This is a genomic window from Phyllobacterium sp. RCAM01083 (assembly GCF_055685835.1).
Window position 1 is genome coordinate 319,536 of sequence record NZ_JBVFZN010000003.1, and the last position, 19,747, is coordinate 339,282.

Below are 19,747 nucleotides of genomic sequence, written 5' to 3' on the forward strand. Positions count from 1 at the left end.
CTTCCATGGAGCGCTGGCTTTTTCATGTCTGGTGTAACCCTGCATCCAGGCAAAAGCTCCGGATGATTTCAGAAACGGCTTTGCAATGGACACCGATATTCTTCTGTCGATGACAGGCATCGACAAGCGCTTTGCGGGTATCCCTGCCCTTTCCGCCGCCTCGTTCACCGTGGCCCGCGGCGAGGTGCATGCGCTGATCGGCCAGAACGGCGCGGGAAAATCGACGCTCATCAAGGTGCTGACCGGCTATCATCGGCGGGATGCGGGCGACGTGACGTTCGACGGCAAGCCGTTTGAAGTCGCCTCGCCGCAGCAGGCGCAGGCAAACGGCATCAGCACCATCTATCAGGAAATCAATCTGGTTCCCTACCGTTCCCTGACGGAGAACATCTGCCTTGGACGGGAGAAACGCCGCTTCGGCCTGCTCGACTGGGCGAGCATGCACCGGGAGGCTGAAAACCTGTTGCGGCGCTTCAATATCCGCGCCGACGTCCGCCGACCCCTGATGGAATTCAACACGGCAACCCAGCAGATGGTGGCCATAGCCCGCGCCATCGGCTTTTCCGCCAAGCTCGTCATCATGGATGAGCCGACCTCCTCGCTCGACGAGCGCGAAGTCGGCGTCCTCTTCAACGTCATCCGCCAGTTGAAACAGGACGGCGTTTCCGTGGTGTTCGTCAGCCACAAGCTGGACGAACTCTATGCGGTGTGCGACCGCGTGACGATCATGCGCGACGGCCGGACGATCAGGACCGCTCGCATGGACGCAATTGAAAAGATCGAGCTCGTCTCGTCCATGCTGGGGCGCAGCATTGAAAAGACCGAGGGCCACGCCACCGCCTTTACCGCGCGCGATGAAAAGAACATCGGCAAGGTCCTGCTGTCCGCCGACAATCTCGCCGTGGGGCAGATCGTCCAGGATGTCTCCTTCACCATCCGCAGCGGCGAGATCGCCGGCTTTGCCGGACTGCTCGGCGCGGGCCGCACCGAAACGGCGCGGCTGGTCTTCGGCATCGACCGCCTGAAGGCGGGCGCCATGACCTATGGCGACAAGACGTTCGAACCCCGGCGGCCCTCCGACGCCATCGCCGCAGGCATGGGTTTCTGCACCGAAGACCGCAAGAGCGAAGGCATCGTGCCGGATATGAGCGTCGCGGAAAACATGATGCTGGCGCTGATGCCGAAACTCGCCAAATCCGGGGTTATCGACGAGAAGGCGCAGCAGGAGATCGTGAAACGTTTCATCAAGCAGCTCGGCATCAAATGCTCCGGACCGGAGCAGAAGGTGCGCGAGCTTTCCGGCGGCAACCAGCAGAAGGTCCTGCTTGGCCGCTGGCTGGCGATGAACCCGCGCCTGCTCATTCTCGACGAACCGACACGCGGCATCGATGTCGGCGCCAAGGGCGAAATCCAGTTGCTGATCAAATCGCTGGCGGACCAGGGACTGGCTGTGCTGATGATCTCCTCCGAGCTGGAAGAGGTCATCGAGGGCGCTGACCGGGTGTTCGTCCTGCGCGACGGCATCAGCGTCGCCGAATTCGGCCGCGCCGCCGCCACCGAAGACGCGCTCATGGGCGCCATGGCCCATGGCAATGCGCCCGCTGTCGAGGAGGCCCTGATATGACCGGCACACCCCAAATGGCGCGCACGACAGCCCGGCGTTTCGATCCCTTCGATTTCCTCGCGCGCTACGGCACGCTGATCGCGCTGCTGCTGCTGATCCTGTTCAATCTGGCGTTCACCCGCAATTTTGCAACGATACAGACGCTGAATGTGAACCTCACCCAGGTCTGCACCATCGTCATCGTCGCGGTCGGGATGACACTGGTCATCGCCACCGGCGGCATTGACCTCTCCGTCGGTTCGCTTATGGCCATCTCCGGCGCCCTGGCGCCGATGATCTTCCTCGGCAAGATCATGCCCATCGGCAATATCTATCTCGCCGTTGCCGCTGCCATGCTCGTTTCCATCGCCGTTGCCGGGCTGTTCGGCCTGTTCAATGGCTGGCTCATCTCCGCCTTCCGCATCCAGCCCATCGTTGCCACGCTTGTTTTGTTCATCGCCGGGCGCGGCATTGCGCAGGTCATGACCAACGGCAATCTGCAGACATTCCGCGTGCCGCAGTTCCAGTTCATCGGGCTTGGCCGGGTGCTCGGCATTCCGGTGCAGGTGATCCTGATGCTGCTGATCGTCCTCGCCGCCGCATGGATGCTGAAACGGACGGTGTTTGGCCGCCAGATCATCGCCATCGGCGGCAATGAGCGGGCGGCAGAACTGTCCGGCATTGCCGTCGCCAGGGTCAAGCTGCTGGTCTACGCCATCAGCGGCCTGTGCGCCGGACTGGCCGGGCTCGTCGTCATCGCCATCAACTCCTCCAGCGACGCCAATCTGGTCGGGCTCGGCATGGAGCTTGACGCCATCGCCGCGGTCGCCGTCGGCGGCACGCTGCTGAGCGGCGGCAAGGCCACCATCATCGGCACGCTGATCGGCGCCATGACGATCCAGCTGGTGCGCTACACGCTGCTCGCCAATGGCGTGCCCGATGCCGCCGCACTGGTGGTCAAGGCGGGGATCATCATCCTGGCCGTCTGGATCCAGCAGCAAGGCAGGGCACACGCATGACCCGGACACGATGGATATCCCTGCTCGGCAGGTACGGCGTGGTGGTCGCGCTGCTGTTGCTCGTCATGTTCGGCTGGCTGCGCTACGATTATTTCCTCGGCTTTTTCAACATCTCCAGCGTGCTGCGCTACAATTCGATGTTCGCGCTGGTGGCGCTTGGCATGTGCTTCGTCATCATGACCGGCGGCATCGACCTCTCCGTGGGGTCGACCGCAGCGCTCGGCAGCGTGGTCGCCGCGCTCTTCAGCCCGCAGGGCGCATGGATCGGGCTTGGTGCCGGCGTCGGTGCCGGGCTCTGCGTCGGCCTCGTCAATGCCGCGCTGGTGACCCGGCTGAAGATCATGCCGTTCATCGCCACACTCGCAACCATGCTGGCGGCCAGCGGCACCGCCCTGCTGCTCGCCGACAACCAGTCGGTTTCGGTCTCCTATGACAGCGGCTTTACCAGCATCGGCCAGGACAACTTTTTCGGCTTCCCCATCCCGGCATGGATAGCGCTAGCCGCCTATGTCGCCGGCTGGATCATCCTCAACTTCACCAGCACGGGACGCGGCGTTCTGGCCGTCGGCGGCAATGAGGATGCGACGCGGATGATGGGCCTGCCGGTCGGCCGGATCAAATTTCTGGTTTACCTTGCCAGCGGCGGGCTTGCCGGCCTGGCCGGCGTCATCCTCGCCTCGCAGTTCGGCGCGGGCCAGCCGATTGAAGGCGTCGGCTGGGAGCTTTTTGCCATTGCCGCCGTGGTCGTCGGCGGCACCCTTTTGACCGGCGGCGTCGGTTCGGTCGGGGCAACGCTGGCGGGCGTGCTGCTCCTCGGCATTCTCTTCAACGTTCTCAATTTCGAGAACGGCAAAGGCTGGATTTCGCTCTCCGCCTACTGGCAGTCGGTCATTCGTGGCCTGTTTCTGCTCATCGTCGTTGTCCTGCAGGCGAAGCTCGCCGCGCGCGGCAATGCAGCCGTGCGGGACCACTGAGCGTGCGCGCGCTGCTCGGCCCCCAGCCCTTCGGAATGTTCGCCGGGGAACCGGTGTTCCAGGCAACGATCCAGTCGCCATCCGGTGCGCTGGCGCATGTGCTGAACTGGGGCGCTGTTATCCGTGACCTGCACATCCCCCTGGCGGACGGCACGCCGCAACGGGTGGTGCTCGGCTTTGACCACTTCGATCCCTATCCCGTCCAGTCGCCCTATTTCGGCGCGCTGGTCGGGCGCTACGCCAACAGGATCGCCCATGGCCGCTTTACCCTTGACGGCAGGGAATACCAGCTCGACCGCAATGAAGGCGGGAAACAGACCCTGCATGGCGGCGCGATGGGGACGTCGCAGCGCCTGTGGACCGTCGCCGACTGGAGCGCCTCATCGGTCACGCTCGCCTTGCGGCTGCCCGACGGCGATCAGGGTTTCCCGGGGGCAATGGAGGTGCGCTGCACCTACCGCTTCACCGCGGATTCGACGCTGTGCATGGAGATCACAGCGACAACCGATGCGCCGACGGTCGCCGGTTTTGCCCAGCACAGCTATTTCAATCTCGACGCGTCCGACGATATCCGCAGTCACCGGCTGCAGATTTTCGCCGACAGCTATACGCCGGTCGCGGACGACCTCATTCCGACCGGCGACATCCTGCCGGTCGACGCAACGCCCTTCGAATTTCGCGCGTCGCGCCTGATCGGCGCCCGCCCGCCCGCGGCCTATGACCACAATTTTGTGCTGAGCGGCGCACTCAGGGACGGCCTGCGCCATGCCGCGTCGCTTGCCGCCGACAATGGCCTTGAACTGCAGGTTCATACGAGCGAACCCGGCCTGCAATTCTACGACGGCCGGATGATCGCCCCCGGACTGACCGGCCTTGGCGGCAGGCGCTACGGGCCGCATGCGGGCCTGTGTCTGGAAGCCCAGCACTTTCCCGACAGCCCCAACCAGCCGCATTTCCCCGGTACCGTGCTGCGGCCCGGCGAGACCTACCGGCAGCAGACGGAATTCCGCTTCCTGCAGATCTAGAGCGGTTTGCGGCCATATTGGATCAGTTCTGTTTCCCGGATGGCGAGACAATCCACGCGGAAGGTAGCAAGGCCGATGTTTATCCATCGGACGAAGCTGCCTGACAAAGTGGGTGTCCGCCAGCCGGAAACCCGAAGGGCCGGGTGAATTTGGCCCAATTCCTGCGGGTTTTGACTTCGTCCGATGGAGAACATCGGTCTCGTCAAACCCCTTGACCTTGTCCGCAAATTCCCGCCGGCAGAACGATTCAATATGGCCGCAAACCGCTCTAGCCTGTTGCCAAGCGCCCGCTCCCGTCCTATGCCGGAACGCAAAGCAGCCGGATGAGGAGCGTTTTGGTATGGCGAGCAATGTGGCATTGACGGGATTGGCGCGGGACATGCAGGCACGGGCGGATGCGGGCCGTCCGATCCGCATCGGGCTGATCGGCTCGGGCGAGATGGGCACGGACATCGTCACGCGGGTGGCGCATATGCCGGGCGTCGAGATCGGCGCGATTTCCGAACTGAACCTGCCCAATGCGCTGAAAGCCGTCGATATCGCCTACCGCGAACCCGGGCATGCGCAGGAAGTGACCACCGGCTCGGCCCTGACCGCGGCAATGGAGGACGGCCGGATCGCCGTCACCGACAATGCCGACCTCATCCTCGAAAATGACCTGATCGACGTGGTGATCGATGCGACGGGCGTTCCGGCGGTCGGGGCCGAGATCGGCCTTCGCGCCATGGAGCACGGCAAGCACCTCGTCATGATGAATGTCGAGGCGGATGTGACCATCGGCGCGTATCTGAAAAGCGAGGCGGACCGCCTCGGCGTCACCTATTCGCTGGGCGCCGGCGACGAGCCGTCCTCCTGCATGGAGCTGATCGAGTTCGTCTCGGCCATGGGCCATCCGATCGTTGCCGCCGGCAAGGGCAAGAACAACCCGCTCAACATCGACGCCATTCCCGACGATTACGCGGAAGAGGCGGCACGGCGCCACATGAATGTGCGCATGCTGGTGGAATTCGTCGACGGCTCGAAGACCATGGTGGAAATGGCGGCGATCGCCAATGCCACGGGGCTTGTCCCCGACAAGGCGGGCATGCACGGCCCCGCCGCCACGCTGGACCAGCTCAACAAGACGCTGATCCCGCAAAAGGATGGCGGGCTGTTGTCGCGCGTCGGCGTGGTCGACTATTCCATCGGCAAGGGCGTGGCGCCGGGCGTGTTCGTGGTCGCCGACATGTCGCATCCGCGCATTTCGGAGCGGATGGAGGATCTGAAGATGGGCAAGGGCCCGTATTTCACCTTCCACCGGCCCTATCACCTGACCTCGCTGGAAGTGCCGCTGACCTGCGCGCGCGTCGTGCTCTACGGCAAGGCGGACATGGTGCCTTTGGCGAAGCCCGTGGCGGAAGTCTGCGCGGTGGCGAAGAAGGACCTGAAGGTCGGCGACACACTCGATGCGATCGGCGAATACTGCTACCGCGCCTGGATCATGACGGCGCCGGAGGCGCGCGCCGCCGGAGCCATTCCCTGCGGCCTGTTGCAGGGCGGCACGGTGACGGCGCCCATCGCCAAGGGCGCGCTCATCACCAGCGCCAATGCCGCCCCCATCCCCGGCTCGAAGATCGTCGAGCTCAGACAGCGGCAGGACAAGCTCGTCTATGGCTGATTCGCGTCAAGCCGATTGACGCCACATTTGCGCCGTTCTGCCCCGGAGGGCAGGACGGCTTTTTATTTCGGCCATGGAACAAAATCACTTTATCTTTTGAAAACAAAGGTTTGGCTAATGAGTGGGCGATGAAAACCACCCGCAAATAAACCTGTATAAAACCTGCATCTCCTTGAAAAAGCCGTGTCAAGTGCCAATATTAATAAATGGTTAACGACTGAGTCTTTGGTGCAGGAGAATGAAGTGCCAGCGTATCAAGTCAAATTTGCCTATCTGACCAAATACAAACAGACACGTCATCTGTTTCATCAGCTTGTCATTGCTGAAGACGAGGCCACGGCGCTTATCGAAGGCCGCAAGATGATGAACAGGCGCTCCCCCAATGCCCGAATCATGCATGAGTCCTGCGTGCTGCGCCCTGACAGCCAGGACGTCGAAAGCGCCACCGCCCAGGGCTGGGTGCTCAACGACAACTGGTGGTCACGGCCGATCAAGCCGGACGACGATCTGGCAGCCATTGCCAGGCACGGCTTTGCGCACAGCAACCACATTCACGCCAAGTCGGCGATGGACTGCGTCGCCATCGACAAATACGCCGCCTGATGCAATGCGGACCTAGAGTTCGGTCCGCATGCTCCACAATTCCGGAAACAGCACGACATCGAGCATCTTGCGCAGGTAATTGACGCCGGATGTTCCGCCCGTGCCGGTCTTGAAGCCGATGATGCGTTCCACCGTGGTGACATGGTTGAACCGCCATCGGCGGAAGTAATCCTCGAAATCCACCAGCTTTTCCGCCAGTTCATACAGCGGCCAGTGGGTCTCCGGCGAGCGGTAGACCACCAGCCAGGCATCGCGCACGCTGTCATTGGCCTCGTAGGGCAACGCGCAATCCCGCTCCAGCACCGCCGCGTCGATGGCAAAGCCCTTGCGGGCCAGCAGACGGATCGACTGGTCATAAATGCTGGGCGCACGCAGGATACCCTCCAGCCACGCATGAATATCGGGTCTGTGCGCATGCGGGCGCATCATGGCGGCATTCTTGTTGCCGGCCAGAAATTCGATGGCGCGGTACTGGAACGACTGGAAACCCGATGACATGCCGAGCTCCTCGCGGAAGGTCGTGTACTCGCTCGGCGTCATCGTTCTCAATACATCCCAGGCGGAGTTCAGCTGGTCGAGAATGCGCGAGACGCGGCTGAGCATCTTGAACGACGGCGCAAGATCGTCTTTGGCAATGTGTTCGCAGACCGACATCAGTTCATGGATGACCAGCCGCATCCAGATTTCCGACGCCTGGTGCTGCACGATGAACAGCATTTCGTCATGGGCGTCGGAGAGCGGTGCCTGTGCCGTCAATATCTTGTCGAGACGCAGGTAGTCGCCATAGGACATGCGCCCGTCGAAGGACATCTGCGCGCCTTCCGTCTCCGGATTGTAGGGTGTGCGGCTCATGTGACGGCCTCCCTCACCTTGTATTTCGGCGCATCCCAGGCCCGTGTCGACAGAATGTCCCGCAGGATGGCAACCGCTTCGGACACTTCGGCAAAGCTGAGATAAAGCGGCGTAAAGCCGAAGCGGATGATATCGGGCGCGCGGAAATCACCGATGACGCCGCGGGCGATCAGTGCCTGCATGATGGCATAGCCATTGTCGCAGGAATAGGAAACCTGGCTGCCGCGCTGATCGGGGTTGCGCGGCGTGACCAGCGTCAGGCCGAATTCTCCGGCAAAACCGTCGACTTCCTGAATGAAGAAATCGCACAGCGCCACGGACTTGGCCCGCAGCGCATCCATGTCCACGTCATCCCAGAGCGCCAGCGCCTCATCCATCGCCACCATGCCAAGCACCGAGGGCGTGCCGCACAGATACTGGTCAATGCTGTTCGACGGCGCATAGGATGATTCGAAGGCGAAGGGTGCGCGATGCCCGAACCAGCCGGACAGCGGCTGGCGAAAGCCGCCGTGATGGCGCGGATTGACATAGAGAAACGCCGGGGCGCCGGGGCCGCCATTGAGATATTTATAGCCGCAGCCGATGGCAAAATCCGCGTCCGCTCCCGCGAGATCAATCGCCATGGCACCGGCGGAATGGGCGAGATCCCAGATGACGAGAATGCCCTTGTCATGCGCCGCTTTGGTGATTGCGGCCATGTCGTGCCGATAACCCGTGCGATAGTTCACATGGGTCAGCATGAGAACCGCGACATCGTCCGCCAGCATCGCCGGGATATCGGCAGGCTTGTCAGTCAGCACCAGCCGGTGGCCCTGACCGATCTGCCTGGCGACACCCTCGGCGATATAGAGATCGGTCGGAAAATTCTCCCGTTCCGAGACAATCTTGCTGCGGCCAGGATTGAGGCTGAGCGCGGCGGACAGCACCTTGAACAGGTTGATGGAGGTGCTGTCGGCCGACACGACAGTGCCCTCCTGCGCCCCGATCAGGCGGCCGATCCGGCCGCCGACCTTTTGCGGCAGATGCACCCAGCCCGCCGTATTCCAGCTGCGGATGAGCTGATTGCCCCATTCCTCGCTGATGGTGTGGGCCACGCGGGCTTTCACCGTCTTCGGCAGGGCGCCCAGTGAATTGCCGTCGAGGTAAATCACCCCATCCGGCAGATCGAACCGCTCGCGGAAATGGCGCAGGGTATCCGTCTCGTCCGAATGTGTTGCATTGATCCGTGTCATCGTCACTCTTCTCTTTGATCTGTCAGGCGGCCGTATCAAAACCGGCGATGCCGCTGGCTTTGGCAAGTTTCAGAAAGGCGTCCTTGGCAAGCCGCACATGGTCGAGCATCAGGGCCGCCGCCCTGGCCTTGTCACGGGCGAGCGCCGCTTCCATCAGGGCCGTGTGGGCATCGATCCCCAGCGCTTCGCGCGACAGGTTGCCGAGCGACTTGTCGCTGTTTTCCTGCGCGACACGGGTCAGGTGATCGATCCGCAGGATGATGTGGCGGCGATAGCGGTGCAGCTGGGCATGCAACTGTTGGGCAAAGTTGAGCAGCCACTTGGATGACGCCCCGGCGATGAGCGCCATGTGAAATTCGGTGTGGGCGACGTCCCAGACATCGATTGCCTCGAACTGCGAAAAGGAATTGGGCACTTCGCAGGTCGACAGCCGGTAGTGCGCCCCGACGAGATTGGCCTCCCAGTCCCGGTCGCCGTTCTCGATGGAACTAACGAGGAGCTGGGTTTCGATGACGGACCGCGCCGCTTCGAGATCCTGCAGTTCCTCCAGGGTGACGATGGCCACGCGAAAGCCCTTGTTGGCCTCGGTGGTTACAAAGCTCTCCGCCTGCAGCCGGTTCAACGCCTCCCGGACCGGCGTGGCACTGCTGCCGAGTTCGGCGGCGAGCGTGCGCAACCGCAGGGATTGCCCTGGTTGCAGGTCGCCGTTCAGGATGCGCGAGCGCAACGCTGTATAGAGGTTTTCCGACTTGATGCTTTCGGCCATTGCGTTCCCTCGGCCTTTGCCATTTTCTGTTTGTATATCATTTCACGTTTGTTATATTATTTTCAAGCCTGAGGAGGCGAGGCCAATAAAAAGCCAACAAAAAATGGAGAACAATCGATGATCGGTGCAAAATACGTCGTGCGGACAGCGCTTGCTGCGGCACTGGGAATGGGGCTTGGGCTCAGCGCAGCCTATGCGGAAACGAAGATCGGCATTGCGCAGTTCGGCAAGCATCCGCAGCTGGACGAAACCGTCACCGCCTTCAAGGCCGAACTGGTCAAGCTCGGCATTGCCGATGCGGTTTTTGATGAGCTGCAGGTGAATTTCGATGCAACGCTCATCCCGCAAATGGTGACGAAACTGGCTTCGGCCAATCCGAAACTGATCCTCGCCGTCACCACGCCGGTGGCACAGGGCGCCCGCCAGATCGTCGGCAACACCGGCACGCCGGTTGTTTTCGCCGCCGTGACCGATCCGGTCGTCGCCAAGCTGACACCCTCCTGGGAAGCCGGCGACAAGAACATGACCGGTGCGTCCGATCTGCAGGACGTCAACTCCGTCGTCAAGTTCATCAAGCAGCTGCTGCCGGATGCCAAGCGTCTCGCCTATCTCTACAATCCGGGTGAAGACAATGACGTTGCCGTGCTGAAGCTGGTCAAGGAAGCTGCCGCAGCGCAGGGCCTGACCGTCGTGGAAGTCGGTCTCGACAATACCAATGACATTCCGATGCGCGTGAGCTCGCTCGCCGGCAAGGCCGATGTCATTTACGTACCGGCCTCGAACCTGGTGCAGCCGGCCGTTCCCGCTGTTGCCGCCGCAGCGCTCAGCATCAATATCCCGATCGTCAATGCCTCGGCCCAGGCCGTGCGTGACGGCCTTGTCGCCGCTGCCTTCGAAGTGTCCTACACCAAGGTTGGCCAGAACGCCGCCAAGCTTGCTGCCGAGATCATTGCCGGAAAGTCCGCTGCCAGCCTCGCACCGATCAAGCCGTCCTATGCGGATCACGCGGCGCTGATCAACGAGAAGGTCCTGGAGAAAACCGGGCATAAAGCCCCGGACTCCCTCAAGGATTGCGGCTGTTTCGTCAAATAAGCCTTCTCCTATCGTCTGCAAACATATAGTTCCTGCGCCATCACAGGCGCAGGAACTTTTGACACGGGGCGCTTCGTCCTGGTTTGAGGGGCTCAAACATGACTACCAACATGCTTGCCGTAACGGGCGGCACAAAGATTTTCTATCGCGGCACACTGGATGAACGCCGGGCGCTTGATGGCTTGAACATCGCGCTCAAACCGGCCGACTTCTGCATCGTCATCGGCAGCAATGGCGCGGGCAAGTCCAGTTTTCTCAACGCCGTTTCCGGCAAACTGCCGCTCGATGCCGGACGGATCACGATTGACGGCCAGGATGTCACCAAGCTGAACGCGCATCGCCGTGCGCAGTTCATTGCCCGCGTGTTCCAGGACCCGATGATCGGCACCGCGCCGACCATGACCATCGGCGAGAACATGCTGCTGGCCGAATTGCGCGGCAAGCCGCGCGGCTTTTCCTACGGGCTGACCGCGCCGCGCAAGGCCAAATATCGCCAACAGCTCGCAGAACTCAATCTCGGCCTGGAAAACCGGCTGGACATGCCGGTCGGGCTTTTGTCCGGCGGCCAGCGCCAGTCGCTGTCGCTGGTGATGGCGGTGTCGACCCGGCCCAAACTGCTGCTGCTCGACGAGCATACGGCCGCGCTCGATCCGCGCACCGCCAAGCTGGTGATGGACACCACCGTGCGCGCCGTCGAGGAACTGAAGCTGACCACGCTGATGGTCACGCACAATATGGAACATGCGATCAAGTACGGTAACAAGATCGTCATGATGGATGCAGGCAAGGTTCTGCTTGAGATCGGACAGGAGGAGAAACGCGGCATTACCGTACCCGACCTGATTGACCGGTTTCACACCAAATCCGACGCCATCGCATTGCAGGGGAGTTGAGCAGCATGCTGGACATTCTTACCAGTTTCTACGGTCTCATTCCCGTCACGATAGCGCAAAGCCTGATCGTCGCCTTCGTGGTGCTCGGCGTGATGCTGCCGTTCCGCATCCTGAATTTCCCGGATCTGACATCGGAAGGCGCCTTTCCGCTCGGCGGCTGCGTCTGCGGCACGCTGATCAGCATGGGCGTCAATCCGTTTCTGGCCTGCGGTGTCGCGCTTGTCTGCGGCTTTCTCGCCGGCTGCACCACGGCATTCATCCACCTGCGCTTCAAGATCAACACGCTGCTCGCCGGCATCCTGGTCATGACGATGCTCTACAGCATCAACCTGCGCATCATGGGCCGCACCAACATTCCGCTCTTCACCTATGACACGGTCTTCACCATTCTTGCCGGCCCGTCGGCCAACGTTCCCTGGGTGAAAATCCTGATCGTCGGCGCCCTGATTGCCCTGGTTGTCGGCCTGATGCTGTATTTCTTCATGTCGGAAAAGGGCACGTCGATGCGCGCCGTCGGCGCAAGCCCTGACATGGCAGAAGCACAGGGCATCAATGTCGGCATCGCCACCATCATGGGCGTCGGCGTTGCCAGTGCGCTTTCGGCAACCGGCGGCAGCATCATGGTGCAGACGCAAGGTTTCGTCGACGTCAACATGGGCTTCGGTATCCTGATCAACGGCCTTGCGGCGCTGATCATCGGCGAAGCGATCACCGGACGGCAAACCATCCTGCGCCAGGTCATGGCGCCGGTGGTCGGTTCGATCGTCTATTACCAACTGATTTCCTTCTGCCTGACGCTTGGTCTGGCCCCGGCCGATCTGAAATTCGCCACCGGCGCATTCGTTCTGCTGATGCTGGCCTTGCCCAACCTGCGCAAATCCGGCTCCGGTACGCAGATTCGCGAAAAGATACGGGAATAGACAACCCGCATGACGAGCCCGGCATTTTGCGCCGGGTTCGTCCTCTGATAGTCTTGGGCAACGGCATCGATGGGGGAACCGTCATGAGCGCGAAATTCGACTGGGACGCCGCCTATTCCAATGGCGCCTACATCCCCGGGGGAAATGATTTTCCACCGAAATGGAAGACGCTTGCCGCGGACTTTCGGACGGAAATGACGACCGCCGGCCGGCTGAAGGCCGATATCGGCTACGGTCCGCATGAACGCAATGTCCTCGATCTCTTCATGCCGCGCGGTGAGGCGAAGGGCCTCGTCGTGTTCGTGCACGGCGGATTCTGGATGAGTTTCGACAAGTCGGCATGGTCGCATCTGGCAAAGGGGCCGCTCACGCACGGGTTTGCCGTCGCCATCCCATCCTACGTGCTGTGCCCGCAGGCCCGCATCAGCGACATCACCGTGCAGATTGGCACCGCCATTACCCATGCCGCAGGAGAAGTCCCCGGACCGGTTCACCTGACGGGCCATTCGGCGGGCGGGCATCTCGTCGCGCGGATGGTGTCATCCACCTCGCCTCTCGGGCAGCCGATTCGCCATCGCATCCGCAAAACGGTGCCCATATCGGCGCTCGGCGATCTGCGGCCCCTGATGAAGACGCGGATGAATGAAACGTTTCATCTCGATGCTGTCGAGGCGCGGCTGGAGAGCCCCGCCCTGCTCGAACCGCAGGAAGGCATTGATGTGACAGCCTGGGTCGGCGGCGCGGAACGGCCGGAATTCGTGCGCCAGAGCACACTGCTGGCCAATATCTGGTCAGGCTTCGAGTGTCAGGCGGATGTGGTGGAAGAGCCGGGAAAGCATCATTTTGATGTGATTGACGGTCTGGCCGATGGCGAGCACCCGCTGACGCGTACGCTGCTCTGCCTGTAGCCAGGGAATCACCAGAATCAAAAGACTGCCAGAGTTGGGATTTGGCTCTGGCAGTCTTTTGGATTTTTTGATTTAAAAAATCAATTATTTCATGCGCTTAGACGTTTTGAGACGTCAGGCGTCATGGCATTTGCCGGCAGCCCGAGGGCATGGGCAATGCGTTCCAATTTCGTCGGGTCGGAATTCTGCCCGCTTTCAATTGTATCAATTTCAAGGGTTGTAAGACCGCACGCAACGGCCAAATCCTCTACGGAATATCCGAATTGTTCGCGGAACGCCCTAACAATGTTTGTACCATTGGCTATCGCCGTGGAAATGGCTTCTGGCAATGAATAGTCGCCGACGGTTGTGCTCATCGCTTTGCTCCTAACGTGAATGGTTGGTTAACAAATCGGAAGGCAGAACTTATACGTCCATCGTCTTCGATCAAGCCTTTTATCAGCGATCACCAAAAACGTGATCGCAAAGCTCCATCCGAACATGCCTTATTTAGGCACCAGATGTCAGTAGAATACTGTAATTCGCGGAATGTTAACTCGACCAATTCCTAAAGAATATCAGTGGATTGTTACGCCACTGTGTCACTTGTGACAGGCTATATATAGGAAAGATGCGGCGGAAATGAACCATCACCCCCTGAAATATTTCAAACCGGTATTTTTGACGCTGGCCGCAGGCCTTCCCCTGCTGGCGGGATGCGCAGGCGGTGTCTATTACGATACGTTCCGGTATGACGCGACCTGCGTCGACACGGATTCGCGCCATCCGGAGCGGGGTCCGGTCTGCGTGGTGGAAAAGACCCGCTAAGCCCTTCCGGGGATAACAGCCCCGCCGGACCGGCATACCGGCAAACAGCGTCTGACGCGCCGAATGCCGTTTTTGCTTAAGAAACCGTAAACAAAAACGCTATAAATTATTGAAATATATAATAAAATTTCTCATTTTCCCGTTCTGTGCAATGTGGATGCAATCTTCAATTGCAAAATAAACCATGTCTTCCGGCGCAATAGGTATTGCCGGAAGTGGGGTGGTCGATTGCAGGGGTTTTGCGTCAGTTTCGGTGGCCATTTCATGGATCGGGCGATCATCGTGCCGGAAGACATCTGTACCAGAGCGTGATCAACCCAAGTGTATCAGGCTCTCAGGAGTTGAACCCGCGCATCAACATGTCGCCGGACAGTTCGGTGGATCATGCGCTTGTATGTTTGGAGTAATGCGAATGTCCTCTCAGAGAAAGACTGTCTTGCTCGCCGGCGTGTTTGCGCTGGCAGCCTTATCAACCGGGACGGCGATGGCCGCCGATCTCTACAATTCCGCACCGGCCTATCGTGATCCGCCCGCCTCCCAGTGGAGCGGCGCGTATATCGGCGCCCATGGCGGAACCGCCTTTACCAAGTTTCCCAACCCCTTCGCCGACAGAAACGGCTGGAGCGGCGGTATCCAGGGCGGCTACAACTACCAGATGGGACCGGCTGTCCTCGGTGCCGAAGTGGAAGGCTCCTATCTCGGCGGTGCCGAGCACAAGGTCCTTGGCGGCAAGGTCGAAGAAAAATGGCGCGCCGCCGCCAAGGCCAAGGCGGGCCTGACCTTCAACCAGACGCTTGTCTTCGGAACGGCCGGCGTGGCCATGACCAAATTCGATTCAGGCGACAAGGTGCGCGACACCAGCGGCTGGAAGACCGGTTATCTCGTCGGCGCCGGCGTTGAACAGGCCTTTGCCGGCGGCCTGTCGGCCAAGATTGAATACAACTACATCCACACGCCCAATGTGAAGGCAACGTCAGCTCTCGGCCGCAGCGAGACCGACATTGGCAGTCATGAGCTTAAAGCCGGTCTCAACTACCGGTTCTGACGACGACGCATGATCCCGGTGGCGCAAGGGCCGCCGGGACCATGTGCGACCGCACTCCGCAGCGCCGTGGATTTCAGTCCCGTCCACGCGCTTGCGGTGTAGAAGTGCCTATCCATCATGGGCACTGTTCGGAGAGAGAATGGTCAAGGCACTTGCAGGGATCCCGCCCATCAGTCCCTGCCGCCAAGACTGTTTTCTCTCCGTTCTGTTTAGGGGTCTTTCCTGCTCAAACAGGACACATGGCTACCGGCGCTACTCATAGCGCAGTGCGTCGATGGGATTCATCCGCGCGGCACGGCGCGCCGGGAAATAGCCGAACACCACGCCGATCAGGGCGGAGAAGCCGAAGGCGATGAGGACGATCAACGGATCGAAGACGAACGGCACCCCCATCAATGTCACCGCGGTAAAGGCAAGCGCCAGGCCGATCACCGTGCCGATCAGGCCGCCGAACAGGCAAAGCACGATGGCCTCGACCAGAAACTGTGTCAGCACCTGCCCTTCCGTGGCGCCGATGGCCAGGCGCACGCCGATCTCGCGGGTGCGCTCGGTGACGGAGACCAGCATGATGTTCATGATGCCGATGCCACCGACCAGCAGGCTGACGGCAGCGATGGACGACAGGAGCCCGGTCAGGATCACGGTGGTCATGGAAACGATGCCGAGAATCTGGCTGAGATCGGTCACCTCGAAATCCCGGTCGCCCGACTGGCGGATTTTACGGCGCTCCTTGAACAGGTCCTCTAGCGCTGTCTTGACCGGTACCGTTGCCCCGTCCCTGGCCGAAACCGTTATCAGGGACACGTCGGTCGACCCGGCAATACGCCGCTGGAACATGCGGAATGGGATGAGGACCATATTGTCCTGATCCTGCCCGTCGATTGCCTTGCCCTTGGAGACCAGCGTACCGATGACTTCGCAGGAAATGCGGTTGACGCGGATGCGCTCGCCGTCCGGAATGCTGTTGCCGAACAGGACCCTTTGCACTGTCGCACCGATGATGCAGACGGAGCGGCCGCTGCGTTCCTCCGATTCCAGAAAATTGCGGCCCGTGGCGAGCTGCCAGTTCATGGTGGTGAAGTAATCGTTGGTGGAACCGACGATCGATGCCGTCCGGCTGTTGCCCTCGCGGATGGCGGTGCCTGAGACCTGGCCGAGCGGCGCCACAGCGGCGACGCCCGGCACCTGGTCGCGGATCGCATCGACATCCCGGATGTCGAATGTGCGCGGCGGCAGGGTCGACCGGCGCTCCGGATTGCCGGGCGATACGAACAGCAGATTGGTGCCGAGCTTGGAGATTTCGCCGGTCACTCTCTGGCGCGTGCCATTGCCGACGGTGACCATGGCGATCACCGCGCCGACGCCGATGACAATGCCCAGCATCGTCAGGAAGGAGCGCATCATGTTGCGCGACATGGAGTGCAGTGCCAGCCGGAACGCTTCAAGCAGCATGGTTATATATCCTGTCTGCGTTCATCGCTCTGGATGTGGCCATCGACAAAGCGGATGATGCGCTTGGCATAGGCGGCGATATCCGGCTCGTGCGTGACCATGATCACGGTGATGCCGTTGTCGCGGTTAAAGCCGGAGATCAGTTCCATGATCTCCACACTCGTCTTCGTGTCGAGATTGCCGGTCGGCTCGTCGGCGAGCAGCACCTGCGGGTTGGTGACGATGGCGCGGGCAATCGCCACACGCTGCTGCTGGCCGCCCGACAATTCCGAAGGGACGTGATTGGCGCGTGCCGCCAGCCCCACCTGCCGCAATGCTTCCAGTGCGCGCTTGCGCCGCTCCGCAGCGCCCATGCCGCGATAGATGAGGGGCAGCTCCACATTCTCCACGGCGGATGTGCGGCGCAGGAGATTGAACCCCTGGAAGACGAATCCCAGCAATTCGCGCCGTAGCGTCGTTTGCTGATGCCGGTCGAGCTGGTCGATGCCGGTGCCGCCGAACAGATACTGCCCGGTGCTTGGCCGGTCGAGACAGCCGATCAGGTTCATAGCCGTCGACTTGCCGGAACCCGACGGCCCCATGATGGCAACGAAATCGCCTCGTTCGATGGCAAAGTCCACCCCGGCCAGGGCGTGGACCGCCGCCTCGCCCGCTCCATAACTCTTGGTGATCCGGCGGAATTCGATCAGCGGCACGGCTTTTTGCACGGACTGGATGGTCATTTGGGCGGCGTGCTCGCTGCCACAATGACCTCGTCGCCTTCCTTGACGCCGCCCGAGAGCACGATGGTGTTGCGCCCGTCCGTCGCACCGGCGCGCACCTCGATTTTTTCCGGCTTGCCGGCACGAAGCACCCAGACGGACCGCTGCACGCCGGCTTCCTTCTTCACCGTGTCGGGGATGCTTGCCGTCTGCTCAGGGCTTTCGGCTGCCTCGGTTTTCGCCGGCGCGCTGGGCGGCGCAAAACGCAGGGCAGCGTTCGGCACCAGCAGGGCATCCTTGACCTCCCTGACCTTGACATAGGCTGTCGCCGTCATGCCGGGACGCAGGGCAAGGTCATCATTCTCGACGGCCAGCATCGCCTTGTAGGTCACGACATTCGATACGGTTTCCGGCTGGAACCGGATATTGACAATCTTCGCCGGGAATGTCCGGTCCGGATAGGCATCGACGTTGAAGGTCGCGTCCTGCTGCGGCTTGACCAGACCGACATCGGCTTCGTCGACATTGACCTGCAGCTGCATCTTCTTCAGGTTGCCGGCGAGCTTGAACAGCACGGGCGCCTGGAAGGCGGCAGCCACCGTTGCCCCCGGATCGACCGAGCGGCTGAGCACGACGCCGTCAATCGGCGAAACGATCTTGGATTTGCGCAGGGAGGTCTCGTTGACCTGCAGTTCCGCTTCCGAAACGGCTACCTCCGCATTGGCAACGTCGAGCGCGGCGACGGCCGAGTCATATTCCGACTTGGCCACATCCAGCTCGCGCACGGATGAAACTTTGCTGTCCTGCAGCGATGTCATGCGCTCGAACGCGTTCTTCTTGGCCTCAAGCGTCGCCTGCGACTGCACGACCCGCGCACGCGATGCCAGAAGTTTTGACTTCGAGCTCTCGATGTTGGTCCTGATCGTGTCGATATCCAGCGTTGCCAGCACGTCGCCTTTGGCGACAAAACTGTTGTAGTCGACCAGAACGGTGCGCACGGTACCGGAGAGCTCGCTGGACACATCCACCTGTTCGGTCGGCTGAACGGTTCCGGTCGCCGATACGGTGATGGAAAGCGTGCCCCTGGTCAGCGGCTTCTGGGTGTAGTCATAGTGGGTCCCGCGCGAAAACCAGCTCACCGCCGCCAAAGCCAGGATGACGAGAAGCCCGCCGCCAAACAGAAAGGGATGCCTGCGAAAGACGTTCCGCCGCCTCTTATTGTCCACAATGGAAGCCAGAGTCTTGCTCAGATCGGGTTGGTTTGTTGAGGAATCCACGCCGTTACGCCATTCGCTTGATCGGTTGCATGATACGCCAAAGCGCTTCGGGTGAGATAAGCGCACAAAAAACAGACTTCAATGCGATGGCCTTTTTACTATTGACCGCCCGGGGGCGGTCGTCATTCATCCTGGACCCGATCATCGCAGGACGAGATTGCGTCAGCATTGCAGACCAATTGCCGATAAAACGGGGGTAAAATGGCCGCGCCCCCCGCTGAAAAGCAGCGAGCCGGCAGAGGATCACGCTCTGCCGACTCGCATGACACGTAAAATATCTTACAGGGCGACGTCGAATGCCGCCTGTGTCTTTGCCTTGATTTCGTCCACGGTAACGCCGGGCGCAATCTCGATGAGCGTCATCTTCGGTTCACCGCGCCGCTCGATCGTGAAAACGCCAAGATCGGTGATGACGAGATCGGTGACGCGCTGTCCCGTGAGCGGAAGCGTGCATTCTTCCAGAAGCTTGGCTTCACCCTTGGCTTCATGCTCCATGACAACGACGACCTTCTTGACACCGGCCACCAGATCCATGGCGCCGCCCATGCCCTTGACCATCTTGCCCGGAACCATCCAGTTGGCCAGATCGCCATTGCGCGCCACCTGCATGGCACCAAGGATCGACAGGTCGATGTGCCCGCCGCGGATCATGCCGAAACTGTCGGCCCCGGAGAAATAGCTGGTCGTCGGCAGTTCGGTGATGGTCTGCTTGCCCGCATTGATGAGGTCGGCATCCTCCTCGCCCTCATAGGGGAACGGGCCCATGCCGAGCATGCCGTTCTCGCTCTGCAGCTGAACGCTCATGCCGGTCGGGATGTAGTTGGCGACAAGGGTTGGAATACCGATGCCGAGATTGACGTAGAAACCGTCCTGCAGTTCTTTCGCGGCCCGTTCGGCCATCTGATCACGTGTCCAGGCCAT

At 61.1% G+C, this 19,747-nt stretch carries 20 protein-coding genes; 12 read left to right on the forward strand and 8 right to left on the reverse strand.

All coding sequences use genetic code 11. From position 1 onward, the window contains the following. The first annotated feature begins 85 nt into the window (after positions 1 to 85). From ACZ25R_RS03030 to ACZ25R_RS03055, 6 genes are all read left to right on the forward strand, one after another. Entirely contained in the window at positions 86 to 1,624 is a 1,539-nt protein-coding gene (locus ACZ25R_RS03030) for a sugar ABC transporter ATP-binding protein (RefSeq protein ID WP_472460005.1), read from the forward strand. Then, positions 1,621 to 2,622, forward strand: coding sequence for an ABC transporter permease (locus tag ACZ25R_RS03035; protein WP_464664836.1), 1,002 nt, complete (start codon positions 1,621 to 1,623; stop codon positions 2,620 to 2,622). Before ACZ25R_RS03030 ends, ACZ25R_RS03035 begins: the two co-directional genes overlap by 4 nt. Beyond that, entirely contained in the window at positions 2,619 to 3,596 is a 978-nt protein-coding gene (locus tag ACZ25R_RS03040) for an ABC transporter permease (RefSeq protein ID WP_472460006.1), read from the forward strand. The genes ACZ25R_RS03035 and ACZ25R_RS03040 overlap by 4 nt, the downstream gene beginning before the upstream one ends. Positions 3,597 to 3,598: 2 nt before the next feature. Continuing rightward, the gene (locus tag ACZ25R_RS03045; protein ID WP_472460007.1) at positions 3,599 to 4,621 is read left to right on the forward strand and encodes an aldose epimerase family protein; all 1,023 of its coding nucleotides are present in this window, start codon (positions 3,599 to 3,601) and stop codon (positions 4,619 to 4,621) included. A 340-nt stretch (positions 4,622 to 4,961) separates the two neighbouring features. Further along, positions 4,962 to 6,278 (forward strand): NAD(P)H-dependent oxidoreductase, encoded by a 1,317-nt coding sequence (locus ACZ25R_RS03050; RefSeq protein ID WP_472460008.1) that lies wholly within the window; start codon positions 4,962 to 4,964, stop codon positions 6,276 to 6,278. Positions 6,279 to 6,521: 243 nt separating this feature from the next. Continuing rightward, entirely contained in the window at positions 6,522 to 6,881 is a 360-nt protein-coding gene (locus ACZ25R_RS03055; RefSeq protein ID WP_472460009.1) for a hypothetical protein, read from the forward strand. 12 nt (positions 6,882 to 6,893) lie between these two features. Here the strand turns inward: ACZ25R_RS03055 and kynA are convergent, their stop codons facing one another. The 3 genes from kynA to ACZ25R_RS03070 are packed head-to-tail and all read right to left on the reverse strand — an operon-like array spanning position 6,894 to position 9,731. After that, complete coding sequence (gene kynA / locus ACZ25R_RS03060) at positions 6,894 to 7,733, reverse strand: tryptophan 2,3-dioxygenase (RefSeq protein WP_472460010.1); 840 nt, start codon at positions 7,731 to 7,733, stop codon at positions 6,894 to 6,896. Continuing rightward, entirely contained in the window at positions 7,730 to 8,965 is a 1,236-nt protein-coding gene (gene kynU, locus ACZ25R_RS03065; RefSeq protein WP_472460011.1) for a kynureninase, read from the reverse strand. Before kynU ends, kynA begins: the two co-directional genes overlap by 4 nt. A 22-nt stretch (positions 8,966 to 8,987) precedes the next feature. After that, a complete protein-coding gene (locus tag ACZ25R_RS03070) occupies positions 8,988 to 9,731 on the reverse strand; it encodes a GntR family transcriptional regulator (protein WP_223614754.1) in 744 nt (247 codons plus the stop codon). A 117-nt stretch (positions 9,732 to 9,848) separates the two neighbouring features. Here ACZ25R_RS03070 and ACZ25R_RS03075 point away from each other — a divergent pair, with 117 nt between their 5' ends. The 4 genes from ACZ25R_RS03075 (at position 9,849) to ACZ25R_RS03090 (ending at position 13,544) form a co-directional block, all read left to right on the forward strand. Further along, positions 9,849 to 10,823 (forward strand): ABC transporter substrate-binding protein, encoded by a 975-nt coding sequence (locus ACZ25R_RS03075; protein WP_346305364.1) that lies wholly within the window; start codon positions 9,849 to 9,851, stop codon positions 10,821 to 10,823. A 110-nt stretch (positions 10,824 to 10,933) separates the two neighbouring features. Beyond that, on the forward strand, positions 10,934 to 11,716 hold the full coding sequence (locus tag ACZ25R_RS03080) for an ABC transporter ATP-binding protein (protein WP_464664852.1): 783 nt from the start codon (positions 10,934 to 10,936) through the stop codon (positions 11,714 to 11,716). A 5-nt stretch (positions 11,717 to 11,721) separates the two neighbouring features. After that, entirely contained in the window at positions 11,722 to 12,636 is a 915-nt protein-coding gene (locus tag ACZ25R_RS03085; RefSeq protein ID WP_346305363.1) for an ABC transporter permease, read from the forward strand. Between the two features lie 83 nt (positions 12,637 to 12,719). After that, on the forward strand, positions 12,720 to 13,544 hold the full coding sequence (locus ACZ25R_RS03090) for an alpha/beta hydrolase (RefSeq protein ID WP_472460012.1): 825 nt from the start codon (positions 12,720 to 12,722) through the stop codon (positions 13,542 to 13,544). 89 nt (positions 13,545 to 13,633) lie between these two features. Here ACZ25R_RS03090 and ACZ25R_RS03095 read toward each other — a convergent pair whose 3' ends face one another. Beyond that, the gene (locus ACZ25R_RS03095; RefSeq protein ID WP_105733374.1) at positions 13,634 to 13,900 is read right to left on the reverse strand and encodes a helix-turn-helix domain-containing protein; all 267 of its coding nucleotides are present in this window, start codon (positions 13,898 to 13,900) and stop codon (positions 13,634 to 13,636) included. A 265-nt stretch (positions 13,901 to 14,165) separates the two neighbouring features. Between ACZ25R_RS03095 and ACZ25R_RS03100 the strand changes: the two genes are divergently transcribed. Continuing rightward, positions 14,166 to 14,351, forward strand: a complete 186-nt coding sequence (locus ACZ25R_RS03100; protein ID WP_472460013.1) for a hypothetical protein — start codon at positions 14,166 to 14,168, stop codon at positions 14,349 to 14,351. A gap of 412 nt (positions 14,352 to 14,763) precedes the next feature. Continuing rightward, entirely contained in the window at positions 14,764 to 15,396 is a 633-nt protein-coding gene (locus tag ACZ25R_RS03105; protein WP_472460014.1) for an outer membrane protein, read from the forward strand. 252 nt (positions 15,397 to 15,648) lie between these two features. Here ACZ25R_RS03105 and ACZ25R_RS03110 read toward each other — a convergent pair whose 3' ends face one another. The 4 genes from ACZ25R_RS03110 to ACZ25R_RS03125 form a co-directional block, all read right to left on the reverse strand. After that, on the reverse strand, positions 15,649 to 16,848 hold the full coding sequence (locus tag ACZ25R_RS03110) for an ABC transporter permease (protein WP_472460015.1): 1,200 nt from the start codon (positions 16,846 to 16,848) through the stop codon (positions 15,649 to 15,651). 2 nt (positions 16,849 to 16,850) lie between these two features. Continuing rightward, positions 16,851 to 17,570, reverse strand: coding sequence for an ABC transporter ATP-binding protein (locus tag ACZ25R_RS03115; protein ID WP_288192073.1), 720 nt, complete (start codon positions 17,568 to 17,570; stop codon positions 16,851 to 16,853). Continuing rightward, positions 17,567 to 18,775 (reverse strand): efflux RND transporter periplasmic adaptor subunit, encoded by a 1,209-nt coding sequence (locus ACZ25R_RS03120; RefSeq protein ID WP_472460016.1) that lies wholly within the window; start codon positions 18,773 to 18,775, stop codon positions 17,567 to 17,569. Before ACZ25R_RS03120 ends, ACZ25R_RS03115 begins: the two co-directional genes overlap by 4 nt. Positions 18,776 to 19,105: 330 nt before the next feature. Next, positions 19,106 to 19,747: a 3-oxoacid CoA-transferase subunit B gene (locus ACZ25R_RS03125; RefSeq protein WP_463012673.1), complete on the reverse strand. Its 642-nt coding sequence runs from the start codon at positions 19,745 to 19,747 to the stop codon at positions 19,106 to 19,108.